Source organism: Dyadobacter sp. AC419, assembly GCF_979253085.1.
In genome coordinates, this window is record NZ_CEEDCD010000017.1 from 293,692 (window position 1) to 318,038 (window position 24,347).

The following is a 24,347-nucleotide window of genomic DNA, read 5'->3' on the forward strand; positions in this document are numbered from 1 at the left end:
CCCTTTCTGATGAGTAAAAGAGGATTCCTTACGCAAGAAGAACTGACAACAAAAATAGGGGAAGGGCTGATAGAAACGATTGTTGTTGCCTTTACGGATCATTACGGACGGCTCATGGGAAAGCGCGTTGACGCTGATTATTTCCTCGATTCGGTCATCAAGTCCGGAACGCATGGCTGCAATTATCTGCTGACGACGGATATGGCGATGGATCCGGTGCCGGGTTACCAATATGCCAACTGGGAGCTCGGTTACGGCGATTTTCACCTCGTCCCCGATCTGTCGACTTTGCGCATAGCAGACTGGTTAGAGAAAACGGCCTTGATCATTTGTGATTTGCACAATGAAAAGTCGCACACATTGGAATCCGTCGGGCCAAGATCGATTTTGAAAAAACAGCTGCAAGCACTTGAAGAAGATGGTTTTAAATGCTTCGCAGCCTCAGAACTCGAATATTATTTACTGGAAAACAGCTATAAACAAGCATTTCAGCAAGGCTATCAAAATCTTTCGCCAGCGGGCTATTATCTTGAAGATTACCACATTATGCAAGGAACGCGTAATGAAAAATACACTTCCGCTGTCAGACGCCATCTCAAAAACTCAGGCATTGAAATAGAAACTTCGAAAGGAGAATGGGGCTTAGGTCAGCACGAATTGAATGTAAAATACGCCGAAGTGCTGCCTATGGCCGATAATCATGTTGTATATAAGCAATGCATGAAGGAAGTTGCTGACGCAATGGGCGTTTCCGTCACTTTCATGGCCAAGTTTGCGAGTGATCAGGCCGGTTCGAGCAGTCACATTCACATGAGTTTGTGGAAAAATGGTGAGAATGCATTTGTTGGTGATCAGGAAATTGGACCGGTGAAAGGTTCTGACCTTTTTCGGTGGTTTCTGGGAGGCTGGATCAAGCACGTGCCGGATGTTATGCCATTTTACGCACCGACGATCAATTCCTATAAACGTTTTGTAGACGGTTCATGGGCACCAACGAGGCTCGCGTGGAGTTACGACAACCGCACAGCAGGCTTTCGCGTGGTCGGAAGCGGGGCAAGTTTGCGAATAGAATGTCGCATCCCAGGCGCCGATTGCAACCCATATCTCGCATTTGCAGCATCCTTAGCATCCGGATTGGACGGCATCAAGAATAAGATCGAGCCGCCGGAATGTTTCATCGGAGACATTTACGCAGCCGCACATTTGCCCCGGGTCCCTTATACATTAGCCGAAGCCACAGCCCTTTTTGAAAACAGCGAATTCGCAAAAAACACATTCGGTCCCGAAGTCGTCGAACATTACAGCCATTTTTTCAAAACCGAACAAAGGGCATACGACACATCGGTGACAGACTGGGAGCGGAAGCGTTATTTTGAGCAGATATAACTCAATTACTATCATAAATTAATCATCGAAAACCCAATGCGTTTAGAAAATAAAGTTGCCCTAATAACCGGGGGAAGTGGCGGAATTGGCCGCGAAACTGCACTTTTGTTTGCCAAAGAAGGCGCGAAGATCATTGTAACTGATGTGAATGATCAGGCTGGGCAAGAGACTGCTGATGAAGTTGTTGCGAACGGCGGCGAGGCGTTCTTTTTGCATTCCGACGTTTCCAAAGCTGCTGATTGTGAAGCTGCTGTGGCATTTGCGGAAGAGAACTTTGGCAAGCTCAATATCATTTTCAACAACGCCGGCATTATGCATAGCGATGACGACAATGCGATGACGACTGAGGAATCCATTTGGGATTTGACGATGAACATTAATGCAAAAGGCGTTTTTCTGGGTTGTAAATACGGAATTCCTGCCTTGCAAAGAGCGGGTGGCGGCTCCATTATCAACACGGCTTCATTCGTGGCGATATTGGGTGCGGCGACGCCGCAAGTGGCTTACACAGCCAGCAAAGGCGCTGTTTTGGCATTAACGCGCGAACTGGCCATCATTCACGCGCGTGAAAATATCCGTGTAAATGCATTGTGTCCGGGCCCGCTGCGGACCGAATTGCTGATGAAATTTTTGAACACGGAGGAAAAGAAACAACGCAGATTGGTCCACATTCCTATGGGGCGCTTTGGCGAGGCAAAAGAAATGGCCTATGCCGCATTATTCCTTGCTTCGGATGAATCGTCTTTCGTAACAGGAACCGATTTTTTAGTGGACGGCGGGATCACTTCTGCTTATGTAACGCCGCTTTAATCATGGCTACGCAAAAAACAATAAGTCCTATCGACGGTTCTGTGTACGTGGAACGCACATTAGCTGATCAGGAAGCGGTTGAGGCGGCTTTGGAAAAAGCAGTTGCTGCTCAAAAAGAATGGCGCAAAACTTTGTTATCAGAACGCGAGTCGATCTGCCGTAAAGTCATCGAATATTTTTTAAACAATGCGGACGAAATAGGGTTGGAGTTGACCTGGCAAATGGGGCGTCCGATCCGTTATACGGCCAATGAGATCAGAAAAGGCTTTCAGGAGCGGGCCAATTACATGATTTCTATTGCTGATAAAGCGTTGGCTGATGTGGAAGTTGAAGAAATATCGGGCTTCAAAAGATTCATTCGCAAAGATCCGCTGGGTGTTGTGTTCGTCGTGGCACCCTGGAATTATCCTTATCTCACTTCCGTGAATTCTGTAATTCCTGCCTTAATGGCTGGAAATGCGGTTATTTTGAAACATGCGCAGCAAACGCCGCTTTGCGCTGAGCGTTATGCTGCCGCATTTGAATATGCCGGTTTGCCAGGTGGCGTTTTTCAATATTTGCATTTGAATCACGAGCAAGTTGCTCAGGTGATTGTGGACAACCGCATTGATTATGTGGCTTTTACAGGTTCAGTTGAAGGCGGGCATGCGGTGCAAAAGGCTATTAACGAGCGGTTTATCATTGGCGGTCTTGAATTGGGCGGTAAAGATCCGGCTTATGTTCGCGCGGATGCAAATCTTGCTGATGCTGTGGAAAATCTGGTCGACGGCTCATTCTTTAATTCCGGGCAGTCGTGTTGCGGGATTGAGCGAATATATGTGCACAAGGCTGTTTATGATCAATTTGTGACCGAGTTTGCTGCGCTAACGAAAACTTACACGCTGGGCGATCCTACTGATAGTGAAGTAACACTCGGGCCAATGGTAAGGACTTCTGCTGCTGAATTTGCTCAAAAACAAGTGGATGAGGCGATTGCACAAGGTGCAAAAGCGCTGATCGACCCGGATCTTTTTCCTAAACATCAGTCCGGAACACCTTATTTCGCACCGCAGGTTTTGGTCAATGTTAATCATACAATGCAGGTGATGACAGAAGAAACCTTTGCGCCCGTTGTAGGAATTATGCCCGTTGAAAGTGATGAGGAGGCCATTAAGTTGATGAATGACAGCCAATACGGGCTTACTGCTTCGATATGGACGACTGATCTGGATGCTGCCTTGAAAATTGGCGAGCAGGTGGAAACAGGAACGTGGTTTATGAACCGGTGTGATTATCTGGATCCGGCGCTGGCATGGACGGGAGTGAAAAATTCAGGAAGAGGCTGCACGCTTTCTGCCATGGGATACGAGGCGTTAACGCGGCCAAAATCATTTCATTTGAAAATAAACGCATAATCTGGTCATGAAAGTTGGGTTGCTGGAATGTGATCACGTTAGAGACGATTTAAGATATATTGCCGGAGATTACCGCGAAATGTTTCCTGCGTTGTTTAGTAATGTCGCTCCCGAGTGGGAATTTGAGTTTTATGACATTTGCAATGGCGATTTTCCTGAGTCGGTCGATGCATGTGATATTTACATTTGCACAGGCTCAAAAAGCTCTGTTTATGATAACGACGAATGGATCGTCACGCTGAAAAAGTTCGTCGTTTCTATTTATAAGGCCAATGCTGTCTTCATTGGCGTGTGCTTTGGGCACCAGATATTAGGAGCTGCATTGGGAGGAAAAGTTGAAAAATCGCCAATAGGGTGGTGTGTAGGCGTTCATCAGTTTCAGTTGACTGCCCGGGAGAGTTGGATGGAGCCTTTTAGCAATTCATTTAATTTGCTGATGATGTGCCAGGATCAGGTGGTGCAATTGCCTCCGTATGCAACGCTGCTGGCAGAAACAGCGGACTGCCCGAATGCCATGTTCCGCGTCGGCAGCCGCATGCTTGGCATTCAGGCGCATCCCGAATTTCCAAAAGAATATGATCAGGCATTGATGGAGCTGCGGGTCGAGCGGATCGGGGCAAATAAGGTTGCGCTGGGGATTGCAAGCCTGGAATTGCTGACGCAGGAAATCATGTTTGCTTATTGGATAAAGAACTTCTCTTCTTAATTTTATCAATTAACCGTTAACGATACGCATCCCAATGACAGACATTACAATTTCAAAACGTCAGATTCTTAGTCCGCTTCAAACAGGACAGAAAATCCGGAGGATCGCGTTTGAAATATATGAGCATAATTTTGAGGAAACCAGCATTATCATTGCAGGCATTGCTGGCGAAGGTTATGCTTTTGCCAAAAGATTGGCGGCCGAGCTGACGAACATTTCACCCTTACATGTGCAGCTGGTTGAGCTCCGTTTCGATAAACACCTTCATTTTCAAAGCCCTATTTTATTCGACAAAGACATTGATGTTGAAAATCAGGTTGTGATCATCGCGGACGATGTGCTTAACACGGGGCGCACGCTCGCATTCGCATTGGAGCCGTTCTTGAAAGTGAACATGAAAAAAGTGCAGGTCGCAGTCGTTGTAGACCGCAGCCATCACAAGTTTCCAATCCATGCCGATTATGTCGGATATGCATTAAGTACGACGCTTACAGAGCATGTCGAGGTCGTTCTGAGCAGGCCGGATGAAGAAGGTGTTTATTTGAAATAAGCGTTTTTAGGTAAAAACGCGCCTCAGCTTCACATTCTCAACAGGACGGATAATCAGCGGCACTTTCTCGATTTTTACAGAGCTGCTGTCGAGTCCGAACCACTTGTCTTCGGGTGTGGTAAAATCTTTTACAAAGAAATAAGTCTTCATCACCAGCTGCTCGAAGAGAGGAAGGTCATTTTCAAAAGACAGGAAACGTTCAAGCACAACAAACCGGAAATCACCCGTAATATTCTGTCTGCTAAGGGATTCGTAACGGCTTGTAATGTCCACTTCCTTATTCATCACCATGTCTTCCACCACTTTTCGGAAAAACATATTAATGCGCTGATCCACCCGGAAACCAAGCCGGAAATTGATCTTGATCACATTGTCATTATTATCATCGTCGGACAGCACTTTGTATTCCATTGTGTAAGGATCATCCGTAATGTCCACGTGGATAAACCAGTAAACGTCAGCTCGTTTAGGCCGTTTTTGGAAGATGGAATAAATCACTTTCGTTTCAATCTCGGAAGCACGCGAGGCATTGGTCATGAAAACAAGATGCGTCGTGTATTTTGGAATGCTGATGTCGCGGCTGAGCTCGTGCAATGCGGGCAAATATTTTTCGAGCTTGGTGTATTCCGTAAGTCGCAGCTTAATGTAAAATGCTTTAAGCCAAACGGTCATTAACCCTGCCACAAGTGTTCCGATAAGGATTGTAAACCAGCCTCCATGTGTGAATTTGAGCAGGTTAGCACCCAGGAACATGCCTTCGATAAATAGATAAAGCAACATGAAACCGATCACGATCCAAAGGTTCACCCGTTTCATATACAGATAGTAGGAAAACAAAATGGTCGTCATAATCATCGTCAGCGTGATGGCCAGACCATAAGCTGCTTCCATGTTGGATGATTTGCCAAAATATAACACAACGCCTGAGCACCCCAGCCAAAGCAGCCAGTTGATACTCGGAACATAAAGCTGACCTTTTTGATCACTGGGATAAACCAGCCGGACTTTTGGCCAGAAATTCAATCGAATTGCTTCGGAAATTAATGTAAATGAGCCTGTTATAACCGCCTGACTTGCAATAATGGCAGCCAATGTCGCAATCACAACGCCCGGAAGAAGCCACCATTCGGGCATAATTTCGTAAAATGGCTTGCGCGAGTCGAGCAGATTGCCCATTTCAGAAAGCAGCCACGCGCCCTGGCCGAAGTAATTGAGTAAGAGGCATATTTTTACAAAAATCCAGCTAACCCGAATGTTCTCCCTTCCGCAATGGCCCAGATCGGAGTAAAGTGCTTCTGCACCCGTTGTACAAAGGAAAACAGCGCCGAGGATCCAAAAACCCCCTGGATGTTTGGTGATGAGATCGTAACCATAAACCGGGTTGAATGCTTTCAGAATTTCGGGATGCTCCATAATCTGGAAAAGCCCTAAAACGCCGAGCATGACAAACCAGGTTATCATAATTGGTCCGAATGCACGTCCTACCACTTTGGTTCCAAAGGCCTGAATGACGAAAATGAGCGTCAGAATGCCGATTACGATGGGGATTGTTTGAATGTTGGGATAAATGAGTTGCAAACCTTCCACGGCGGAGGAAACCGAAATAGGGGGTGTGATAATCCCATCGGCGAGCAATGTACTGCCACCGATCACGGCCGGGACGGTAAGCCACTTGGCATGTTTCCTTACGAGGGCGTAAAGTGCGAAAATACCACCTTCGCCTTTGTTGTCAGCCCTTAAAATAAGGATTACGTATTTGACCGTGGTTTGCAGCGTCAGCGTCCAGAAAATGCAGGAAATCGCCCCGTAAATGATCTCTTCTGTGATGACCTCGTTCAGGATAATCGCCTGCATTACGTACAGCGGAGAAGTGCCTATATCCCCATAAATAATCCCGAACGCAACCAGTACACCCGCTGCCGTAACCTTGTCTAATTTATGCTTTGATTCCATTCACTTTAGGTCGAAAAACGGCGAAAGTTAGGAAACCGCATGCAAAGAAGGTACTTAAGGCGGCAAAATTAATTTCCGATCAGACACTTAAAGCGGAACGGTTCGGGTGCTAATTCTGTTTTGGCGCCCGAGCCTGCCTTTTAAGTAGCGTGAATGGTGTTAAAGTAAGTTAAAGTTTTAAGGTCAGGAGAATGTTTTCCATAGCAAAAAGAGGTTCAGACACACGATGATCAGGGTGATAACCCATGCCAGAACGGTAAGCAGCTTCGAGTTGGCGAAGCGGCCCATGATCTTACTATTGGAAGTAAAAAACACCAGCGGGACCACTGCGAAGCTCAGTTGCAGCGACAAAATCACTTGGCTGAAAACCAGCAGATCCGCCGTTCCTTTTTCACCATAAAGCGAAGAAACGATAAGCGCCGGAACGATGGCGATCCCTCTTGTAATGAGCCTGCGTAACCATGGTTTCAGCCGGATATTCAGGAAGCCTTCCATGACGATCTGTCCTGCTAATGTGCCTGTTAATGTGGAGCTTTGGCCCGAAGCAAGCAATGCTAATGCAAAGAAAATCCCCGCAAGACTTACGCCCAAAACCGGATCAAGCAAATGATAGGCGTCGGTAATGTCTGCGATTTCAAAGTGACCGTTCGCGTGAAAAGCCGTTGCGGCAAGTATTAATATGGATGCATTAATGAAGAATGCGAGCGCCAGAGAAACCGTGGAATCGATGGTTGCGAAGCGTATGGCGGATTTTTTACCTTCATCATCACGGTTAAAAGCCCGCGTTTGCACAATGCTGGAATGCAGATAAAGATTATGCGGCATCACCGTTGCGCCGAGAATCCCGATTGCAATGTAAAGCATGCCGGAGTCGGTAACAATCTGCGTTTTTGGGATCAGGCCATCGACGATTCCTGCCATAGAAGGCTGAGAAACAATCATTTCATAGATAAAGCTGAGCAGGATAATGCCCATTAAGCCAGCGACAATGCTCTCGATAATCCGAAAACCCTTTTGTTGGAAATAAAGCACTATTAGGACGTCAAATGCAGTGAAAAGCACGCCTATGGGCAAAGGAAGGCCGAAAAGCAAGTTGAGCGCAATGGCTGAACCGATCACTTCTGCGAGGTCCGTGGCTGCAATGGCGATTTCTGACAAAACCCAAAGCACAAAAGAAACCGGTCTTGAATAATAATCGCGGCAAGCCTGAGCGAGATCGCGTCCCGATGCAATGCCGAGTTTCAATGACAAATGCTGCAAAAGCATCGCAAAAAGATTGGATATCAAGATCACAGAAAGCAGCGCGTAACCAAATCGCGAGCCACCTTCAATGTCCGTTGCCCAGTTTCCCGGGTCTGATATATCCCACCGCGACCATCAAACCGGGTCCGGTAAATGCCATCATTTTTTTCCAGAATCCTGCACCTTCGGGAATAACAATGGATGAATGCACTTCCGACAAAGAGGCGAGCCTGTCGCCGTCAGCTGCTTTCGTTTTGTGCAAAGATTCCTGTATTTTCAAACTATCGAACATTTTTAAAGCGGTTGTAATAAACAATTTAGTTTACTAAAAACAAAGATAAACGAATTGGTAAATATATTTTTAGGTTAGTCTAAATTTTTTATTTTACCGTTTGTAAATCGTACTTTTGCTTATATTAAGATTAGGCCACTGTTGCTACATCAATGCAAAATTCTTTCACAGAAGAAAATTATCTCAAAATCATTCATTCCCTATCCGGCCGTGAAGGCGTGGAGGTGAGCACCAATGCGCTTGCTGAAAGCACTTCAACCAGAGCAGCTTCCGTAACGGATATGCTCAGAAAACTGGCGGACAAGGGCTTGATACATTATAAGAAATATCAGGGCGTAAGGCTTACCGACAGCGGGGAGAAGGTTGCGATCAAAGTGATCCGGAAGCATCGTCTTTGGGAAGTGTTTTTGGTTGAAAAGCTGGGCTTTGGCTGGGATGAGGTGCACGACATTGCGGAAGAACTGGAACATATTCCTTCTGAGATCCTTGTAGAGAAGCTGGATACATTTCTGGGACATCCAAAATTTGACCCACACGGCGATCCGATCCCTGACGCAAAAGGAAATCTTACGGAGCCTGATTATACTATTTTGACGGACGTGCACATTGGCGAAAAGGTTTTAATGATGGGCGTTCTGGATCATGCGCCGTCCTTTTTGCAGCATTTGGACCGGTCAGGCATTACGCTTGGAGCGGTGATAGAAGTGAAGGAAATTAATGAATATGATAAATCTGCTTCTGTACAAATAAACGGCGGCCCAACGTTGTTTATCAGTCTCTGAGGTGTCCAAAAATTTACTGGTTCAGCGCCGATGAGACTTTCCCTGCCATGAGATTGAAAATATTGGATCGTTACCTGATCAAGAATTTCCTGATAACCTATGTTTTCGTAGCATTCGTCATCGTGCTCATCATTTGCATGATCGATTATACGGAGAAAGTGGATGATTTTCTTGACAAAAAAGCGCCGCTGAAAGAGATTATCATTGATTATTATCTCAATCTCATTCCTTACTGGATCAATTACATCAGCCCCTTAATGGTGTTCATTGCGACGGTTTTCTTTACATCCAGGATCGCAGCACGGACCGAAATCATTGCTATGCTGAGCAGCGGGATCAGTTTCGGCCGCATGCTTTTGCCTTATATGCTCGGCGCGGTGATTCTGGGAATTCTGACCTTCGTTCAGGTGGGGTGGATTTTGCCAAAAGCCAATAAAATCCGTAACAGTTTCGAGAAAACGTATGTCAAGCAGGAATTCTATTTCAGCGGGCATAATGTGCACATTACCATTGCGCCCGATGTGTATGCATATCTGGAAAGTTACAACACGATGACCAAAACGGGTAATAAGTTTACCATGGAAACGATCAAGGGCAATGTGCTTTTACAAAAGTTTTATGCGGATAAAATAGTCTGGCAGCCCAAAAAAGGCAAATGGACATTGCAGAATTATCAGGTGCGGACACTGGATAGTCTGGGTGAAAAGCTGAGAAGCGGCGCTGCAATCGACACGACGATCAATTTGTCGCCAAAGGATTTTGAAAGTGATTATAACCTGTTCGAAACATTCACCTTACCCGAGCTGAATGCTTACATTGACTTGCTGAAAAGCCGCGGCGCCGACGGTCTGGAAGTGTATCTCATCGAAAAATACATCCGTTTTACGCAGCCTTTCGCCATCCTGATCCTGACCGCCATTGGTGTAATCGTATCCGCCAGAAAAAGCAGGCGAGGTGTAGGTTGGCAGATTGCGCTTGGTTTCATGCTCGCATTCATTTACATCTTATTTTTCTTGTTATCAAAAGGCGTTGCGGAGGCCGGCACCATCAACACATTGTTTGCGGTCTGGCTGCCAAACATCGTTTTTTCATGCATAGGGCTGATTTTATATAAAACATTGCCCCGATAACCATGTTTTCACGGACCTCACTGCGTTCTTATCTGCATCTTCATTTTCTGGTTTTGATCTGGGGTTTTACGGCGATAGTAGGCCTTATGGTCACAATTTCGCCGGTTGCACTGGTTTTTTACCGCACATTGTTTGCCGCAATCGGATTATGTGCCATTATATTTTTTAAGAAAAAGCAGTTTAAGGCCGAAAGCCGCGACGTGGTCCGAATGCTCGCCGTCGGTTTCATATTATCGGCGCATTGGATGCTGTTCTTTGCATCTGCACGCGTTTCCACGGCCTCTGTTTGTCTGGCCGGAATGGCCACAACTTCGCTATGGACAAGTTTGATTGAGCCTTTGGTTAACAAAAGGAGCGTCCGGCCGCTCGAAGTTGCTTTGGGCATTCTGGCGTTTGCGGGCTTATATGTTGTTTTCAAATTTGAGTTTGATCATGCTTTGGGACTCATGCTGGCCTTGGCTTCCGCCTTGCTGGCCGCCATGTTTACGGTTGCCAACAGCAGGCTCGTGCAGCGAATAGATGCTTACATCATTACTTTTTACGAAATGATCGGGGCAACATTCTTCTCACTTTTTTTTGTGGGCATATTCGAATGGCAGGGCTGGTCCAACGGCGAGCCATACATTCCGGCGGGGAAAGATTGGATCTGGATATTGTTCCTCGCGTTGATATGCACGGTTTATGCAAGCACGATGGCGACGCAGTTGATGAAACAATTTTCGGCGTATCTGATCAATCTGACCATTAATCTGGAACCGGTTTACGGCATTGCGCTGGCTTTTTTCTTTTTTGGTGAAAAAGAAAGAATGACCACTGAATTTTACATGGGCACTGTGCTCATATTGCTCGCTGTATTGCTTTATCCGCTGCTGATTAATACGGTTTTAGGCCGAAAAGGCGCACCGGCCGGAAAATAATCGGGCAAAGCTAAATCCGAAGACTCGGGTGATTAAAAGAGCATATTAACTTATTACTGCTATTTTTGTCGATTCAACCAAAGGTGTTCTATGAATCCAGCGCGTTTACTTCTGGTAATTCCATGCTACAACGAAGAGGCAATATTGCATTTGACCTATTCCAAACTGAACGTTTATTACAACGGACTTAAACAGCAAGGTCTTATCACAGAAGATAGCCGCATTTGCTTTGTCAATGATGGCAGCAGGGACCGCACCTGGCACATTATAGAGGAGCTTTGCAGTCAGGATGCGAACATTATAGGCGTTGGGTTATCACGCAATTTTGGCCACCAGAGTGCGATTATGGCTGGTTTGGAAAAGAACATTGATCATTTTGACTGCTTCATCACCATCGACGCCGACTTGCAGGACGACATAAATGCCATCACCGCTATGATTGAAAAGCACCGCGACGGCGCAATGGTCGTTTACGGCGTGCGGGGCGACAGAAGCTCCGACAGCTGGTTCAAGCGCTTTACCGCAGAAAGCTTTTATGTTTTGATGCAGAAAATGGGCGTTCCTGTTGTTTTCAATCACGCAGACTTTCGCTTGATGGATCGCCGGGTTTTGCAGGAACTGGGCAATTTTAAGGAAATCAATATGTTTTTACGCGGCATTGTGCCGCTTATTGGTTTCCGAAATGATAAAGTGATTTATAACCGCCTCGAACGCGAAGCTGGCGAAACCAAATATCCGCTGAGCAAAATGCTGCTTTTCGCGTGGAATGGGATCACGTCCTTTTCGACATTTCCAATGCGGCTGGTGCTTTATTTCGGCGTTTTCAATTTCATTGTAGCTATGCTCATCGTGGCGTACATTCTTTTCTCCTACCTTGTTGGCTACACCGTTCCCGGCTGGACTTCCACCATGCTGCCGCTTACGTTTTTCAGCGGTTCCAATATGATGGCGCTCGGTTTAATCGGAGAATACATTGGCAAGATTTACGAAGAAGTAAAAGGCCGTCCTCGTTATATTATTGAAAAAACTGTCAATGAATAGATTTTATAGAAAATACCGGAGTGTAGGCAACTGGATTAATATTTTCCTGATGCTGACTGTCCTTGTTCCGTTACTCGCGCTATCATATTATAATCATCCTTCGCCGGCAGACGATTTTTGCTATATTTTCACTGTATTCAAAGTGGGCTGGCTGGAAGCGATGAATTTGTATTACACAGAATGGACGGGTCGTTATTTCGGCATTTTTCTGAATCACAGTAATCCGTTGCTTTTTCATTCGATTACTGGCTTTAAGGTGCTTCCGGTAATCCTCATTCTGGCGACCGTTTTTAGTCTTTACAGCCTCTTCCGGCATCTAACACCCACACTTTCGCGTGTTGCGCACATTGGTTTCGCCGGCGCTGTCTTCTTCCTTTATATCTTGAAGATGGCAAGCATGGCCGAGGCTTTTTACTGGATGGCAGGATTTGTAACATTTACAGTTCCGAGTGTGCTGACCCTTTTCTGGATCGTCATTGTTTTGCGCTGGTATAGACAGGATACCCAGCCCGCGAAGATTTTACTGGGCGTGCTGGCAGCATTTCTCATCTTTGCTGCAATGGGAAGCAGCGAGCCTAATCTGCTGACCATGTTGCTGTTGGTTGGAGCTTGGTGGGTTTATCGCTTGCTTTTTCACCGCAAAGTAGATGGCTTTATGATTGCTATGCTGATCGCTACGCTGTTTTCGTGTTACGTATTTTTTACCGCACCCGGCAATGACGCCCGCATTGGCACAAATCCCTTGGGGGGCAACATTCCTTTTTCTGTTATTTCGTCATTTAAAAAATTGGCATTCCTGGTTTTTGACTGGGTTTTCCGAACGCCGCTCATTTTCTTTTCCATTGCCTGGCTAGTCGTACTTTCCCGCTTATCGACTGGTGCGCGCAATTACTTTTCAATTCCAGTTTGGTATGCATTGCTGTTGTTTATAGGCTTGCTTGCTGCACAACTTTTTCCAAATTATTATGGAGTCGGAATTGAGCCCGCACCCCGGGTTATTAACTGCGTTTATTTCTTTTTCCTGATCGGGTGGTTTTACATTATAGGCGTGATTTTCCATTATTTCAAAAACAGGAAGATCGACTATTTCCACTTTACCGTAACCCGATATGCGGCTTTATATGCGGTTTTAATCATTTCTATCACACTTTCGGTTTACCGCAGTGCCAATATACATTTGATCTACGCCGACCTGATCCGCGGAACTGCCGCAGCATTCGATAAGGAAATGTATGAGCGTTACAGGATTTTGGAAACGTCTAAAAGAGAACACGGTTTATCTGCCACCGATTTATTCGAAACCGCTATCCATATTTGTGGACGACGACATTAAGACAAATCCGGACCATTGGTGGAACAAATGCATGGCCGGATATTTCGGTAAGGGAGTTATTATCATGAAAGATACAAAAGGTGAACAGCAGTAAACGAATTGCCATTGGTGCCGCAATGACCCTGCCCGTGCTGCTTTGGGTGTTTGTCATTTTATATTATTCGGTCAATCTTCCCTGGTACGACGATTTTGATCCATTTCCGGACTTTTTGCGAAAATGGATTACGGATCCTTTGTTTTCGGACCGCTTAACATTGCTTTTTCAGCCCAATAACGAGCACCGCATGGTGATCGGAAAGCTTGTTACGCTTTCTTACTATTGGATAACCGGGCAGTTGAACTTTACTTTCCTGCACATTGCCGGGGCTTGCTTCACATTAGGAACGCTCTATATTTTCTGGCTTTCTTTTTCCAAAACCAAGATCAACTGGTGGTATTTTCTGCCCGTTCCTTTTCTGCTTTTCCAATTGCAGTATCACCTCGTTTTCTTGTGGGCGATATGCAGTCTGCAACATCAGCCGGTCGTGTTTTTCATTTCACTTTCGATGTTTTTGCTTTCCAGGGAGCGGTTTGGCTGGGCGGTTCTGGCTGCGATTTGCGCAACTTATGCCATGAGCAACGGGATTTTTGTGTGGCCGGCGGGCTTCATGATCTTGCTTTTAAGATCTCATTATAAGCAACTCACGATCTGGCTTATGGCCGGTGCGATAGCAGTAGGGCTTTATTTTTACGGCATGTCAGCTCAGGGAAATGAGTCGAGCATGGCGTTTTTTGTGAAAAATCCGCACTTGTCGTTCTTAGGCTTCTTTGCATTTCTTGGCGGCTTATTCGATTTCTTTCCCGAAAAAACAATTGTTGTTCGTTCAGCATTGCCCGTTTTGATAGGCTTTCTGGTTACGATCTGGGTTGTCATCTGGTTGTATAAGCAACTTCTTCCCTGGCTGTCCGGCACATTTAAATGGCCTAAAAATGTGCCTTATGCGAGTTCAGCATCAACAACGGATAAGAAAAATCAGGACATGTTCCTGCTCGGGATTCTCACATTCTTGTTGGTTAATGCGCTCATTATCGGGTTATTAAGGCCGCGTTTTGGGTTTTTTGTAATGATCGTGAGCAATTACAAAATGTATCCCGCGCTTTTCCTGATTGTTGCTTATCTCACATTCCTCAATGCAGTTTCACGGAAGCAGGTTCAGGAGTGGATATTTCAGTTTGCTTTAACAACCAGCGTCATCATTTGGGGAATTTCAATTTATGGTTATTTGCCCGTCATTGCAGAGCGGAGTAAGTATTTGACAGTCAATGGTTATAATCAAGAGCATAATGCTTTTGGCTTGGGTCATGTGCCATTTTCGAAAAGTGCTTCTTATGTGGATGCGATGATGAAGCAAATGGTGGAGTTGGGCGTTTATCAATATCCCGACGCTCCGGAACACATAGCAGCAGAAATTGGCAGGATACAAAATCCACTGCCCGCGCAGGAAGGCGTTACGATCGACACGCGCAATGATATTTTATACATTAATGATCCTGAAAGCCAAAGGTCGCTAAGCCGTAGCAATGGTCAATATGCCTTCGTTAGGGATGCTAAACAGCTTTATTTCTTCAAAATGACACCTCAGAAATACATGGGCAGGAACATTTTGAAACAATATGATAAAGGTGCTGACACAGAAATTCCGCTAACTTCGCTCAAACCCGGATCGTATGATTTGGGCATTATTACCATTGAAAACGGTAAGTCGACAGGCGGGCTTCTTAGAAAAATTACAATCCCATAAATAATTTGGGCACCTGATATGCGCTGAAAGGTGTATTTTTGCCGCCGTAGGTCAAATAGCCAAACCGAAGAATGTCTAAAATCCCTCAGATTTCAATTGTTGCTCCGCTGTATAACGAGTCCGAGTCATTTCCAATGCTTGTGCAGCGAATCAATGCATTGATGGATTCCAGTCCGCTGGCAATTGAAGTTGTGCTGATCGACGACGGGAGCAGAGACGACACTGCGCTTAAAATCAGGCAGCTAGCGCTGACAGACGAGCGTTATCACGGCGTTTTTCTTTCCAGAAACCATGGTCACCAGCTCGCATTAACAGCCGGAATTGCTGCCGCAAGAGGAACTGAGGCACTTTTTGTCATTGATGGCGATTTGCAGGACCCACCCGAGCTGCTTCCCGATTTTTACAATTTGTTGCAGGATGGCAATGATGTCGTGTATGCGGTTCGGAAAAAGCGAAAAGAGGGCGTTATTAAGAAAATGGGTTATCATTTATTCTATCGTCTGCTGCGTTCCATTTCGTATGTGGAGATCCCGTTGGACAGTGGCGATTTTGCGTTGATCAGCCGTCGGGTTGTCGATGTGCTTAATAAAATGCCTGAGGAAAGCCGCTATTTGCGTGGAATGCGGTCCTGGATTGGTTTTAAGCAAGTGGGTTTTGAGTATGAAAGAGATGCGCGGGCAGCGGGAGAATCCAAATATTCGTTCAAGCAGTTGTTTCAGCTGGCTTACAACGGAATCTTCAATTTTAGCGAATTCCCGATCAAATTCATGAGCCGTGTAGGCGTTTTCGCGATCCTGATTTCCCTGGTTTATTTTGTTACGGTGGTCGTAAAAAAGATGTTTTTCGCGCACGTGATCGAGGGTTTCACTTCTTTGCTTTTTGTTATTATCCTGTTCAGCGGCGTGCAGTTACTGGCACTGGGCATCATTGGAGAATACGTTCTCCGCATATTTTTTCAGTCCAAAAATCGCCCTTTGTTCATTATTAAAGAGGAGATAGTCAACCGAGAGTACATTTGAGCTGATGCTGTTTACCGATATACAATTCATCATTTTCTTCATTGTTGTTACGCTGGCTTATTTCAGCCTGTCGTGGCGTGGGCGGTGGATGCTTTTGCTGGCAGCCAGTTGCTACTTTTACATGGTTTTCAAGCCGATCTTCATCCTGATCCTGTTTGGAACCATTGTAATCGACTATTATGCAGGGATTTGGATTGAACAATCACGAGATCAGAAGCGAAAAAAGCTGCTGCTTGTCATCAGCTTAATTTCCAACATTGGGATCCTTGCATTTTTCAAATACTACGATTTTTTACAGGATTCCATTAACAGTGTGCTGGCCAGCTTCGATTTAAGGCCCATTGTTCCGGCATTAACGAGACTGATTCCCAGCCGGATAGCAGAATGGATGACGACAGGGGAGGGCAGGATTTTGCTTCCGATCGGCTTGTCGTTTCACACATTTCAGGCGATGAGTTATACGATTGAAGTTTATCGTGGTAACCAGCCCGCCGAGCGACATTTTGGTGTTTATGCATTATATGTGATGTTTTACCCGCAGCTCGTCGCCGGTCCGATCGAGCGCCCGCAAAATATGCTTTTTCAGTTCCATTCGTATTTTAAATATGATTTTGAGCTGGTCAAGTCAGGGTTAATGCAAATGGCCTTTGGGTTTTTTAAGAAAATGGTCATTGCCGACCGGCTAGCAATGTTTGTCGATTACGCTTACGATCCAGCTTCGGACCACAATGGCCTGACATTGCTCACCGCAACCGCATTTTATTCCTTCCAGATTTACTGCGATTTTTCCGGTTATTCAGACATTGCAATTGGTGCGGCGCGGGTAATGGGTTTTACATTAATGGACAATTTCCGTTCGCCGTATGAATCCAGATCCATTCCGGAATTCTGGGGACGCTGGCACATTTCGCTTTCCACGTGGTTCCGTGACTATTTATACATTCCGCTTGGCGGCAACCGGAATGGCGAATTCATGAAATATCGAAACCAGATGATTGTGTTCATGGTCAGCGGGTTATGGCATGGAACAAGCTGGAGCTTTGTGATCTGGGGCGCATTGCATGGACTTTATCAAATTACGGCTTCGCTGCGGGATAAATATTTGAAGCAGGCGAACATTAAAATGCCTGACAATTTCTTTTTTCGGTTAATTAATATCCTGATAACCTTTGCATTAGTCACATTGGCGTGGATATTTTTCCGGAACTCTTTAAGCCGTTCGATGGTGATTTTTAAGAAAATCGGAAATATTTGCTTATCCGATCAGCTGCTCAGCCCTTTCAATCACGTAGAAATGTGGTTCTGCGTTTTCCTGGTCGCTTTTTTGCTTTGGAAAGAACATTATTATGAGAAGATTCCGACCTCGAACAACGTCGTATTTTTCATCTTATTCCCGCTTCTAGCTTTTTCTGACCTACTTTTTGAAGCGTTATAACTCAAAATCAGTTTATCTATTTTCAGTTTTAACAGAGTTCGAAGCCGTTAAACATTTGCACCCAATTTTTTGTTATAAAATTTGATAGACGATTGACGTCTCTTGTTCAGAATTAAGTGATTTAGTAAAATGTACGAAGTAACAGCCGATAATAAGTTAAGAAGTCTGATCGTTGTAGGCGATCGTGTTTTGATTCGCCCAAAAAGCCCAAACGATCGCACAAACAGCGGTTTATATCTGCCTCCGACTGTAACTGAAAGAGAGCAGGTCCAAAGTGGCTATGTGATCAAGGTTGGACCGGGTTATCCGATTCCGGTGGCGGCCGAAGATGAGCCTTGGAAAGAGACAGAAGAAAAAGTGAAATACATGCCATTGCAGTCTAAGGAAGGTGATTTGGCGATTTATTTACAGCGTAACGCAATTGATCTGGAATATGACGGGCAAAAATATGTCATCGTTCCGCAATCATCGATTTTGATGCTCGAACGTTCAGAAGATCTGTTTGACTGACCGTCCGGATTTTGTAATGGCCTGGATTTTTAATCCGGGCTAACCGTTATCTTTGAAGATGACAAATCCGGAAAATACAATAATTAATCTTGCTGGGCTGGGAATTACTGAGCTGAATGAAATGCAGCAGCAGGCCAACACGGCCATTCAGGAAAACAACGAAGTGGTGCTTTTGGCGCCGACTGGTTCAGGAAAAACACTCGCCTTCTTACTCCCGCTCCTATCTATATTAAAGCCCGAAGTCACCCATGTGCAATGCATGGTGATTGTGCCTACGCGTGAACTTGCGCTGCAAATCGAGCAGGTTTGGAAGAAAATGTCCACCGGTTTCAAAGTGACTTGCTGTTATGGTGGCCACGATATGCAGACTGAAATCAGAAGTCTGGTCGAAGCACCCGCATTGATCGTAGGGACGCCCGGGCGTATTTTAGACCACATTCGCAGAAATTCATTTTCAGGCAGGCACATTTCCACGCTTGTGTTGGATGAGTTTGATAAATCGCTGGAACTGGGTTTCCAGGAAGAAATGGCGGACATTATCAGGAACATGCGAAACCTGAAAAAGAAGGTGCTCGTTTCAGCCACAACATCAAAAATTCCGCCTTTTACCAACATTAAGGAGCCCGTTACAATTGATTTTGTAACCAATAAAAATAAAAGCGCCGGCCTCACATTGGTGCAGGTTTTATCAGATCAAAAAGATAAATTCAGCCCATTGATCAAATTGATCAGCTTTTTGGGTGCCGAGTCCACGCTTATTTTCTGCAATCAACGCGATTCGGTGGAGCGTATCAGCGCAGTTTTAAGCGAGGAAGGCATTGATTGCGCTTATTTTCACGGAAAGCTGGAACAGGAAGATCGGGAGCGGACATTAATCCGCTTTCGGAATGGTTCCGTGTTGTTTTTAGCAGCGACGGATCTTGCAGCACGTGGTCTCGACATTCCCGACATGAAGCACGTAATCCATTTTGAGTTGCCAATGAAAGGTGATGAATTCACGCACCGCAATGGCCGCACGGCGCGCATGCTTGCCGAAGGAACCGCGTATATCTTGCTGGCAAAGGATGAAAAATTGCCTGATTACATTACGAATAAGCCGAAAGTTCTCGATTTGCCAGCCAAAGTGGCGGCGCCTCCGGTTGCTGATTGGGTGACCGTTTATATCAGTGGCGGGAAGAAAAGAAGCTCAATAAAATGGATATCGTTGGCTTTCTGTTGCAAAAAGGTAAGCTCGAAAAAACAGGATCTGGGCCTGATTGAGGTGAAGGACAACATTTCATTTGCAGCAGTGAAAAGAGATAAAGCGAAAGCAATGCTTCAATTGGTTGCAGTCGAAAAAATGAAAGGAAAGAAATATAAAATAGAGATCGCCCGCTAACGGGAGGTTATGAAAAACTGCATGATGCTGGCCGCGCTTACAGATCCGGCCAAGAGACATGCAATAATGCGTCTGGAACCTGCAAATGCAGAAATTTACCGGGCGTGTGAGGAAATGAATGCTAGAAAGTGAGTGGAAAGGGCATAAAAAAAGCATGCAGTACAGCATGCTTTCGAAATGTCTTATAATGACTAAAACTAGATAACGCGAACGTTAACTGCATTTAGACCTTTTTTTCCATTTTCTACGTCGTAAGACACTTTGTCATTCTCACGGATGTCGTCTTGAAGACCTGAAACGTGAACGAAAATGTCCTTCTCACCAGTTGATGGTTGGATGAAACCAAATCCTTTGGAATCATTGAAAAACTTTACTGTACCTTCTGCCATTAGTATTGATCTTATATTTTTAAAAACCAAATGTATACAGAAAAAATATAAATGCAAGATTAAAATTCAAAACGCTTAGAATAATTCTAGTTAATTCATTGACCTTTGCCCCATGCCTTTGATTGAAATAACTTCACATATATCCCCTTACTGGCTTCCTAACGGGCATTTGCAGAGCATTTACCCGGCGTTATTTCGCAAAGTTAATGGTGTAAATTATCATCGTGAAAGAATTGAAACGCCAGACGAAGATTTCCTCGATCTGGACCTGGAGTTACGCAAAACAGCCAAATTCCCGAGGCCTCGTCATCTTATCGCATGGATTGGAAGGCAACAGCACGCGGCAATACATTTTGGGAATGGTCAGGCTCCTTAACCAGCATAACTTCGATTGTCTCGCCTGGAATTTTCGGGGCTGCGGTGGCGAAATGAATAAGACCGCGCGATTTTATCACAGCGGCGCGACGGAAGACCTGGATTTGATCGTTAAGAATGCTTTACAAAAAGGTTATGATGAAATCCACCTGATCGGTTTTAGCTTGGGCGGCAATCTTACACTCAAATATCTTGGCGAGTCAGGCACTTTGCTGGATAAAAGAATTAGAAATGCATTGGTTTTCAGTGTGCCGATGGACTTGCGCGCTTGCAGCCTTTCCATCATTCAGCCTGAGAACAAAGTATATATGCACCGGTTTCTGAATACGCTAAGGCCAAAAGTGAATGCAAAAGCAGCCTATCACCCGGATCGCATTAACCTTAATGATCAGAAGCTGGTGCGGACGCTTTATGATTTTGACCACGTTTTTACTGCACCGTTGCATGGTTTCGATAGCGCAGATCATTATTATGCGCAATGCAGCTCCAAGTTTTTTATCAAAGACATAGCCATTCCAACAATGGTTATCAATGCGAAGAACGATCCAATTGTGCCGTATGAAAGTCTTCCCGTTGATGCATTACGCGCGCACGAGCATATTACGCTCATGGCAACATTGGATGGCGGTCATTGCGGATTCAGGCCTGCACGGCTCAAAAACGGTGTTTATTGGTCGGAAGAGCGCGCTTTGGAGTTTCTTTCATCATAAAACGGATTCTGAGATTATTTTGTTAGTGTCGTATGTAACAGATTCGTAATTTTGCGGCTGTTAACACCAATTCTATTTAACCGATTAATATTCAGTTATTTCCCGCTTCATGTCCACATTAACACTTAATCCATCTCCGTACATTATCATTGATTTTGACAGCACTTTTACGAAAGTTGAAGGGCTTGATGAATTGGCAGCGATAGCCTTGAAAGGCCATTCGGAACGTGATCAGATTGTTCAGAAAATAATTGACCTGACGAATAAGGGCATGAACGGCGAAATGTCGTTTGCTGATGGACTGCGCCAGAGAATTGCGCTTTTGAAAGCAAATCGCTCCCATATAACCGAACTCGTTTCTTTTTTGAGGACCAAAGTTTCGGATTCTTTTCAGCGCAACAGGCAGTTTCTGACCGAAAACGCGCAGCAGATTTTTATCGTTTCCAGTGGATTTAAGGAGTTTATCGTGCCGGTGGCCACAGAATTGGGCATTCTTCCGGAGCATGTTTATGCCAATGAATTTGTGTTTGACGAAGAAGGGAACATTATCGGGATTGATGAGGAGAATGTGTTATCGACAGATGGTGGGAAAATCAAATTGCTGTCCTCGCTGAATTTAACGGGTGACGTTTATGCAATCGGGGATGGTTATACGGACTATGAACTGAAAGCGTCCGGGTTGGCAAGCCGTTTCTACGCATTCACCGAAAACGTTGAGCGTCCGAGAGTTACGGCAGTTGCAGATCACATTGCAACTTCGTTCGACGACTTTTTATATGATAACAAGATGAGCAGAAGCCAGTCTTATCCTAAAAGCAGGATTAAGGTGCTTTTGCTTGAAAATGTGCACCCATCAGCGCTTCGCGCGTTTGAGGAGGAAGGTTTTAATGTTGAGTTTGTAAAAGGCGCACTGGACGAAGATGAGCTTTGCGAGCGCATTAAGGACGTTTCCATCATTGGAATTCGCTCTAAAACCAACATTACCAAGCGCGTTTTAGACAATGCAAACCGTCTGATGGCAATCGGCGCTTTTTGTATTGGCACAAATCAGATTGATCTTGAAGAAGCTGCGAAGAAAGGAATTGCAGTTTTTAATGCACCATATAGTAACACCCGTTCGGTTGTAGAACTTGCTGTGGGTGAGATGATTATGCTGATCCGTAACATTGTTGGCAAAAGCAATCAGTTGCACCAGGGAATCTGGGATAAATCTGCCAACGGAAGTTTTGAGGTTCGCGGAAAGAAATTGGGAATGGTGGGTTACGGAAGCATTGGAACACAACTTTCTGTCGTTGCGGAAGCGCTGGGAATGGAAGTTTATTTCTATGATGCGATTGAAAAACTTTCTCTGGGTAATGCCAGAAAAGTGAACACGTTGGAAGAGCTTCTGGCGCTTTCGGACGTGATTAGTTTACACGTTGATGGCCGGAAAGAAAACACCAATTTGATCGGTAAACGCGAATTTGACCTCATGAAAAAAGGAGTCATTTTCCTAAACCTATCACGCGGACATGTTGTCGACATTGAAGCACTTGCAGATGCAGTGAAAAGTGGAAAAGTTGCCGGAGCAGGCGTGGACGTGTTCCCGAAAGAGCCTAAGACCAATGATGAGATCTTCGAAAGCGAATTGCGTGGATTGCCAAATGTGATCCTGACGCCGCACATTGGCGGAAGCACAGAAGAAGCGCAGGAAAATATCGGACATTTCGTGCCTTCCAAATTGCTTGAATTTATGAATAATGGCAGTTCTTACGGAAGTGTGAACTTCCCGGAAGTGCAGTTGCCAAAATTGAAAGACTCGCACAGACTCTTGCACATTCACGCGAACGTTCCGGGGATTCTGGCTAAGCTGAACCATATTTTTGGTAAAAACAATATCAACATTACAGGTCAGTATTTAAAAACCAATGAGCATATCGGTTACGTGATCGTTGATATTGCGAAGGGTTATACGGAAGAATTCATTCAGGAAGTGAAAGAAATTGAAGGCACAATAAGGTTCAGAATGTTATACTGAGATCTTGAAGAAACAAAATATTCATCGCACCGGCGACCCGGTCATTCAGTCGTAAACCAATGTCTTTAACATATTTTACCCCGGGTCCGGCTCAGCTTTATCCGACCTTTGAGAAGCATTTACAAACTTTTGTAAGCGAGCAGCTTGGTTCGATCTCTCATCGGGGCCAGCAATATCGCGACCTGCATAAATTTACGGTTGATCAGTTGCGCATTCTTTTGAATGTGCCAGATTCGCATCAGATCATGTTTTTAGGATCTGCTTCGGAAGCTTGGGAGCGAATTTTGTTCAGCTGCGTAGAGTTGGAAAGTTTTCATTTGGTGAACGGATCGTTTTCCAAGAAGTTTTGCGAATATTCGACCGCACTGAACAAGTATGCGCATAAGTTTGAGAAACCGATGGGCCAGGGCTTTACAGCCGACGAAATTGAAGTTCCGGAATATGCAGAACTCATTTGTGCAACGCATAATGAAACAAGTTCCGGCGTGCAAATGCCCGTTTCTGAAATTCACAAGCTCAAACAAAAACATTCTGATAAATTCATCGCTGTCGACATTGTATCATCAGCGCCGTATCCGGATCTGGATTATTCATTAATCGATAACGCCTTTTTTTCAGTACAAAAAGCATTTGGATTGCCAGCCGGACTTGGTGTATGGATTGTGAGTGAAAAATGTTTGCAAAAAGCGCAACAGATTAAGAATCAATTCTCCATCGGTGCGCACAACGACTTGCCGACGCTTTGGAAAAATGCCTTGAACAATGAAACACCTTCGACGCCAAACGTCATGGGAATTTATCTTTTGGGCAAAATTGCAGAGGATTTTAACAAAATCGGCGTCTCAGAAATCAGAAAGGAAACGGAGTTGAAGGCTGCGTTGATTTACGATTTCATTGACAAAACGGCAGGATTTTCATCATTTGTAAAAGAAATTGCAAACCGCTCCCAAACTGTGATCGTAGCTGATGTTGAAGCGCCGTCAGCAGATATTATCAAAAAAGTAAAGGAAAAAGGAATGGTGATAGGAAGCGGCTATGGACAATTTAAAGCCTCTCAGCTGCGCATTGCCAACTTCCCTGCCACTTCCTATGACGCCGTCGAAGAGCTGATTCACGCATTAGGGAATATTTAAAAAATATTTATTCCTAAGCGTTACCATGAGAATGTTTGGACGTATCAATGTTCAAACACTCTCA

At 44.9% G+C, this 24,347-nt stretch carries 18 protein-coding genes and 3 pseudogenes; 18 read left to right on the plus strand and 3 right to left on the minus strand.

Annotation, left to right across the window (positions count from 1 at the left end):
* Positions 1-9: 9 nt before the first annotated feature.
* The 5 genes from AC0IYG_RS11710 to AC0IYG_RS11730 are packed head-to-tail and all read left to right on the plus strand — an operon-like array spanning position 10 to position 4,846.
* Positions 10-1,386, plus strand: a complete 1,377-nt coding sequence (locus AC0IYG_RS11710; protein WP_471711252.1) for a glutamine synthetase family protein — start codon at positions 10-12, stop codon at positions 1,384-1,386.
* A gap of 36 nt (positions 1,387-1,422) precedes the next feature.
* Positions 1,423-2,196, plus strand: a complete 774-nt coding sequence (locus AC0IYG_RS11715) for a glucose 1-dehydrogenase (protein WP_471711253.1) — start codon at positions 1,423-1,425, stop codon at positions 2,194-2,196.
* 2 nt (positions 2,197-2,198) lie between these two features.
* On the plus strand, positions 2,199-3,590 hold the full coding sequence (locus AC0IYG_RS11720) for an aldehyde dehydrogenase family protein (RefSeq protein ID WP_471711254.1): 1,392 nt from the start codon (positions 2,199-2,201) through the stop codon (positions 3,588-3,590).
* Between the two features lie 7 nt (positions 3,591-3,597).
* The gene (locus tag AC0IYG_RS11725; RefSeq protein WP_471711255.1) at positions 3,598-4,296 is read left to right on the plus strand and encodes a glutamine amidotransferase-related protein; all 699 of its coding nucleotides are present in this window, start codon (positions 3,598-3,600) and stop codon (positions 4,294-4,296) included.
* Between the two features lie 34 nt (positions 4,297-4,330).
* Positions 4,331-4,846, plus strand: a complete 516-nt coding sequence (locus AC0IYG_RS11730) for a phosphoribosyltransferase family protein (RefSeq protein ID WP_471711256.1) — start codon at positions 4,331-4,333, stop codon at positions 4,844-4,846.
* Positions 4,847-4,852: 6 nt separating this feature from the next.
* Here AC0IYG_RS11730 and AC0IYG_RS11735 read toward each other — a convergent pair whose 3' ends face one another.
* Positions 4,853-6,799: a KUP/HAK/KT family potassium transporter gene (locus AC0IYG_RS11735; RefSeq protein ID WP_471711257.1), complete on the minus strand. Its 1,947-nt coding sequence runs from the start codon at positions 6,797-6,799 to the stop codon at positions 4,853-4,855.
* 183 nt (positions 6,800-6,982) lie between these two features.
* Positions 6,983-8,333 (minus strand): annotated as a pseudogene (locus AC0IYG_RS11740) (Nramp family divalent metal transporter).
* Positions 8,334-8,485: 152 nt separating this feature from the next.
* On the opposite strand from AC0IYG_RS11740, the pseudogene AC0IYG_RS11745 reads away from it, so the two are divergent.
* The 10 genes and pseudogenes from AC0IYG_RS11745 (at position 8,486) to AC0IYG_RS11790 (ending at position 19,659) form a co-directional block, all read left to right on the plus strand.
* A pseudogene (locus AC0IYG_RS11745) lies at positions 8,486-9,149 on the plus strand (metal-dependent transcriptional regulator).
* Positions 9,150-9,162: 13 nt separating this feature from the next.
* Positions 9,163-10,245: an LptF/LptG family permease gene (locus tag AC0IYG_RS11750; protein ID WP_471711258.1), complete on the plus strand. Its 1,083-nt coding sequence runs from the start codon at positions 9,163-9,165 to the stop codon at positions 10,243-10,245.
* Between the two features lie 2 nt (positions 10,246-10,247).
* On the plus strand, positions 10,248-11,162 hold the full coding sequence (locus AC0IYG_RS11755) for a DMT family transporter (protein ID WP_471711259.1): 915 nt from the start codon (positions 10,248-10,250) through the stop codon (positions 11,160-11,162).
* Between the two features lie 90 nt (positions 11,163-11,252).
* A complete protein-coding gene (locus AC0IYG_RS11760) occupies positions 11,253-12,203 on the plus strand; it encodes a glycosyltransferase family 2 protein (RefSeq protein WP_471711261.1) in 951 nt (316 codons plus the stop codon).
* Positions 12,196-13,536, plus strand: a complete 1,341-nt coding sequence (locus AC0IYG_RS11765) for a hypothetical protein (protein WP_471711262.1) — start codon at positions 12,196-12,198, stop codon at positions 13,534-13,536. The genes AC0IYG_RS11760 and AC0IYG_RS11765 overlap by 8 nt, the downstream gene beginning before the upstream one ends.
* 80 nt (positions 13,537-13,616) lie before the next feature.
* The gene (locus tag AC0IYG_RS11770; RefSeq protein WP_471711264.1) at positions 13,617-15,317 is read left to right on the plus strand and encodes a hypothetical protein; all 1,701 of its coding nucleotides are present in this window, start codon (positions 13,617-13,619) and stop codon (positions 15,315-15,317) included.
* 71 nt (positions 15,318-15,388) lie between these two features.
* Entirely contained in the window at positions 15,389-16,336 is a 948-nt protein-coding gene (locus AC0IYG_RS11775) for a glycosyltransferase family 2 protein (RefSeq protein ID WP_471711265.1), read from the plus strand.
* 4 nt (positions 16,337-16,340) lie between these two features.
* A pseudogene (locus tag AC0IYG_RS11780) lies at positions 16,341-17,803 on the plus strand (MBOAT family O-acyltransferase).
* Positions 17,804-17,900: 97 nt separating this feature from the next.
* Complete coding sequence (locus tag AC0IYG_RS11785) at positions 17,901-18,281, plus strand: co-chaperone GroES (RefSeq protein WP_471711266.1); 381 nt, start codon at positions 17,901-17,903, stop codon at positions 18,279-18,281.
* A gap of 58 nt (positions 18,282-18,339) precedes the next feature.
* On the plus strand, positions 18,340-19,659 hold the full coding sequence (locus AC0IYG_RS11790) for a DEAD/DEAH box helicase (RefSeq protein ID WP_471711365.1): 1,320 nt from the start codon (positions 18,340-18,342) through the stop codon (positions 19,657-19,659).
* A gap of 197 nt (positions 19,660-19,856) precedes the next feature.
* Here the strand turns inward: AC0IYG_RS11790 and AC0IYG_RS11795 are convergent, their stop codons facing one another.
* The gene (locus AC0IYG_RS11795) at positions 19,857-20,048 is read right to left on the minus strand and encodes a cold-shock protein (RefSeq protein ID WP_026630672.1); all 192 of its coding nucleotides are present in this window, start codon (positions 20,046-20,048) and stop codon (positions 19,857-19,859) included.
* Between the two features lie 224 nt (positions 20,049-20,272).
* Here AC0IYG_RS11795 and AC0IYG_RS11800 point away from each other — a divergent pair, with 224 nt between their 5' ends.
* The 3 genes from AC0IYG_RS11800 to AC0IYG_RS11810 all read left to right on the plus strand — a co-directional run bounded on the left by AC0IYG_RS11800 (position 20,273) and on the right by AC0IYG_RS11810 (position 24,283).
* The gene (locus AC0IYG_RS11800; RefSeq protein WP_471711268.1) at positions 20,273-21,133 is read left to right on the plus strand and encodes a YheT family hydrolase; all 861 of its coding nucleotides are present in this window, start codon (positions 20,273-20,275) and stop codon (positions 21,131-21,133) included.
* A gap of 109 nt (positions 21,134-21,242) precedes the next feature.
* A complete protein-coding gene (gene serA / locus AC0IYG_RS11805; RefSeq protein ID WP_471711270.1) occupies positions 21,243-23,150 on the plus strand; it encodes a phosphoglycerate dehydrogenase in 1,908 nt (635 codons plus the stop codon).
* Between the two features lie 59 nt (positions 23,151-23,209).
* Complete coding sequence (locus tag AC0IYG_RS11810) at positions 23,210-24,283, plus strand: aminotransferase class V-fold PLP-dependent enzyme (RefSeq protein WP_471711271.1); 1,074 nt, start codon at positions 23,210-23,212, stop codon at positions 24,281-24,283.
* The last annotated feature ends 64 nt before the right edge of the window (positions 24,284-24,347 follow it).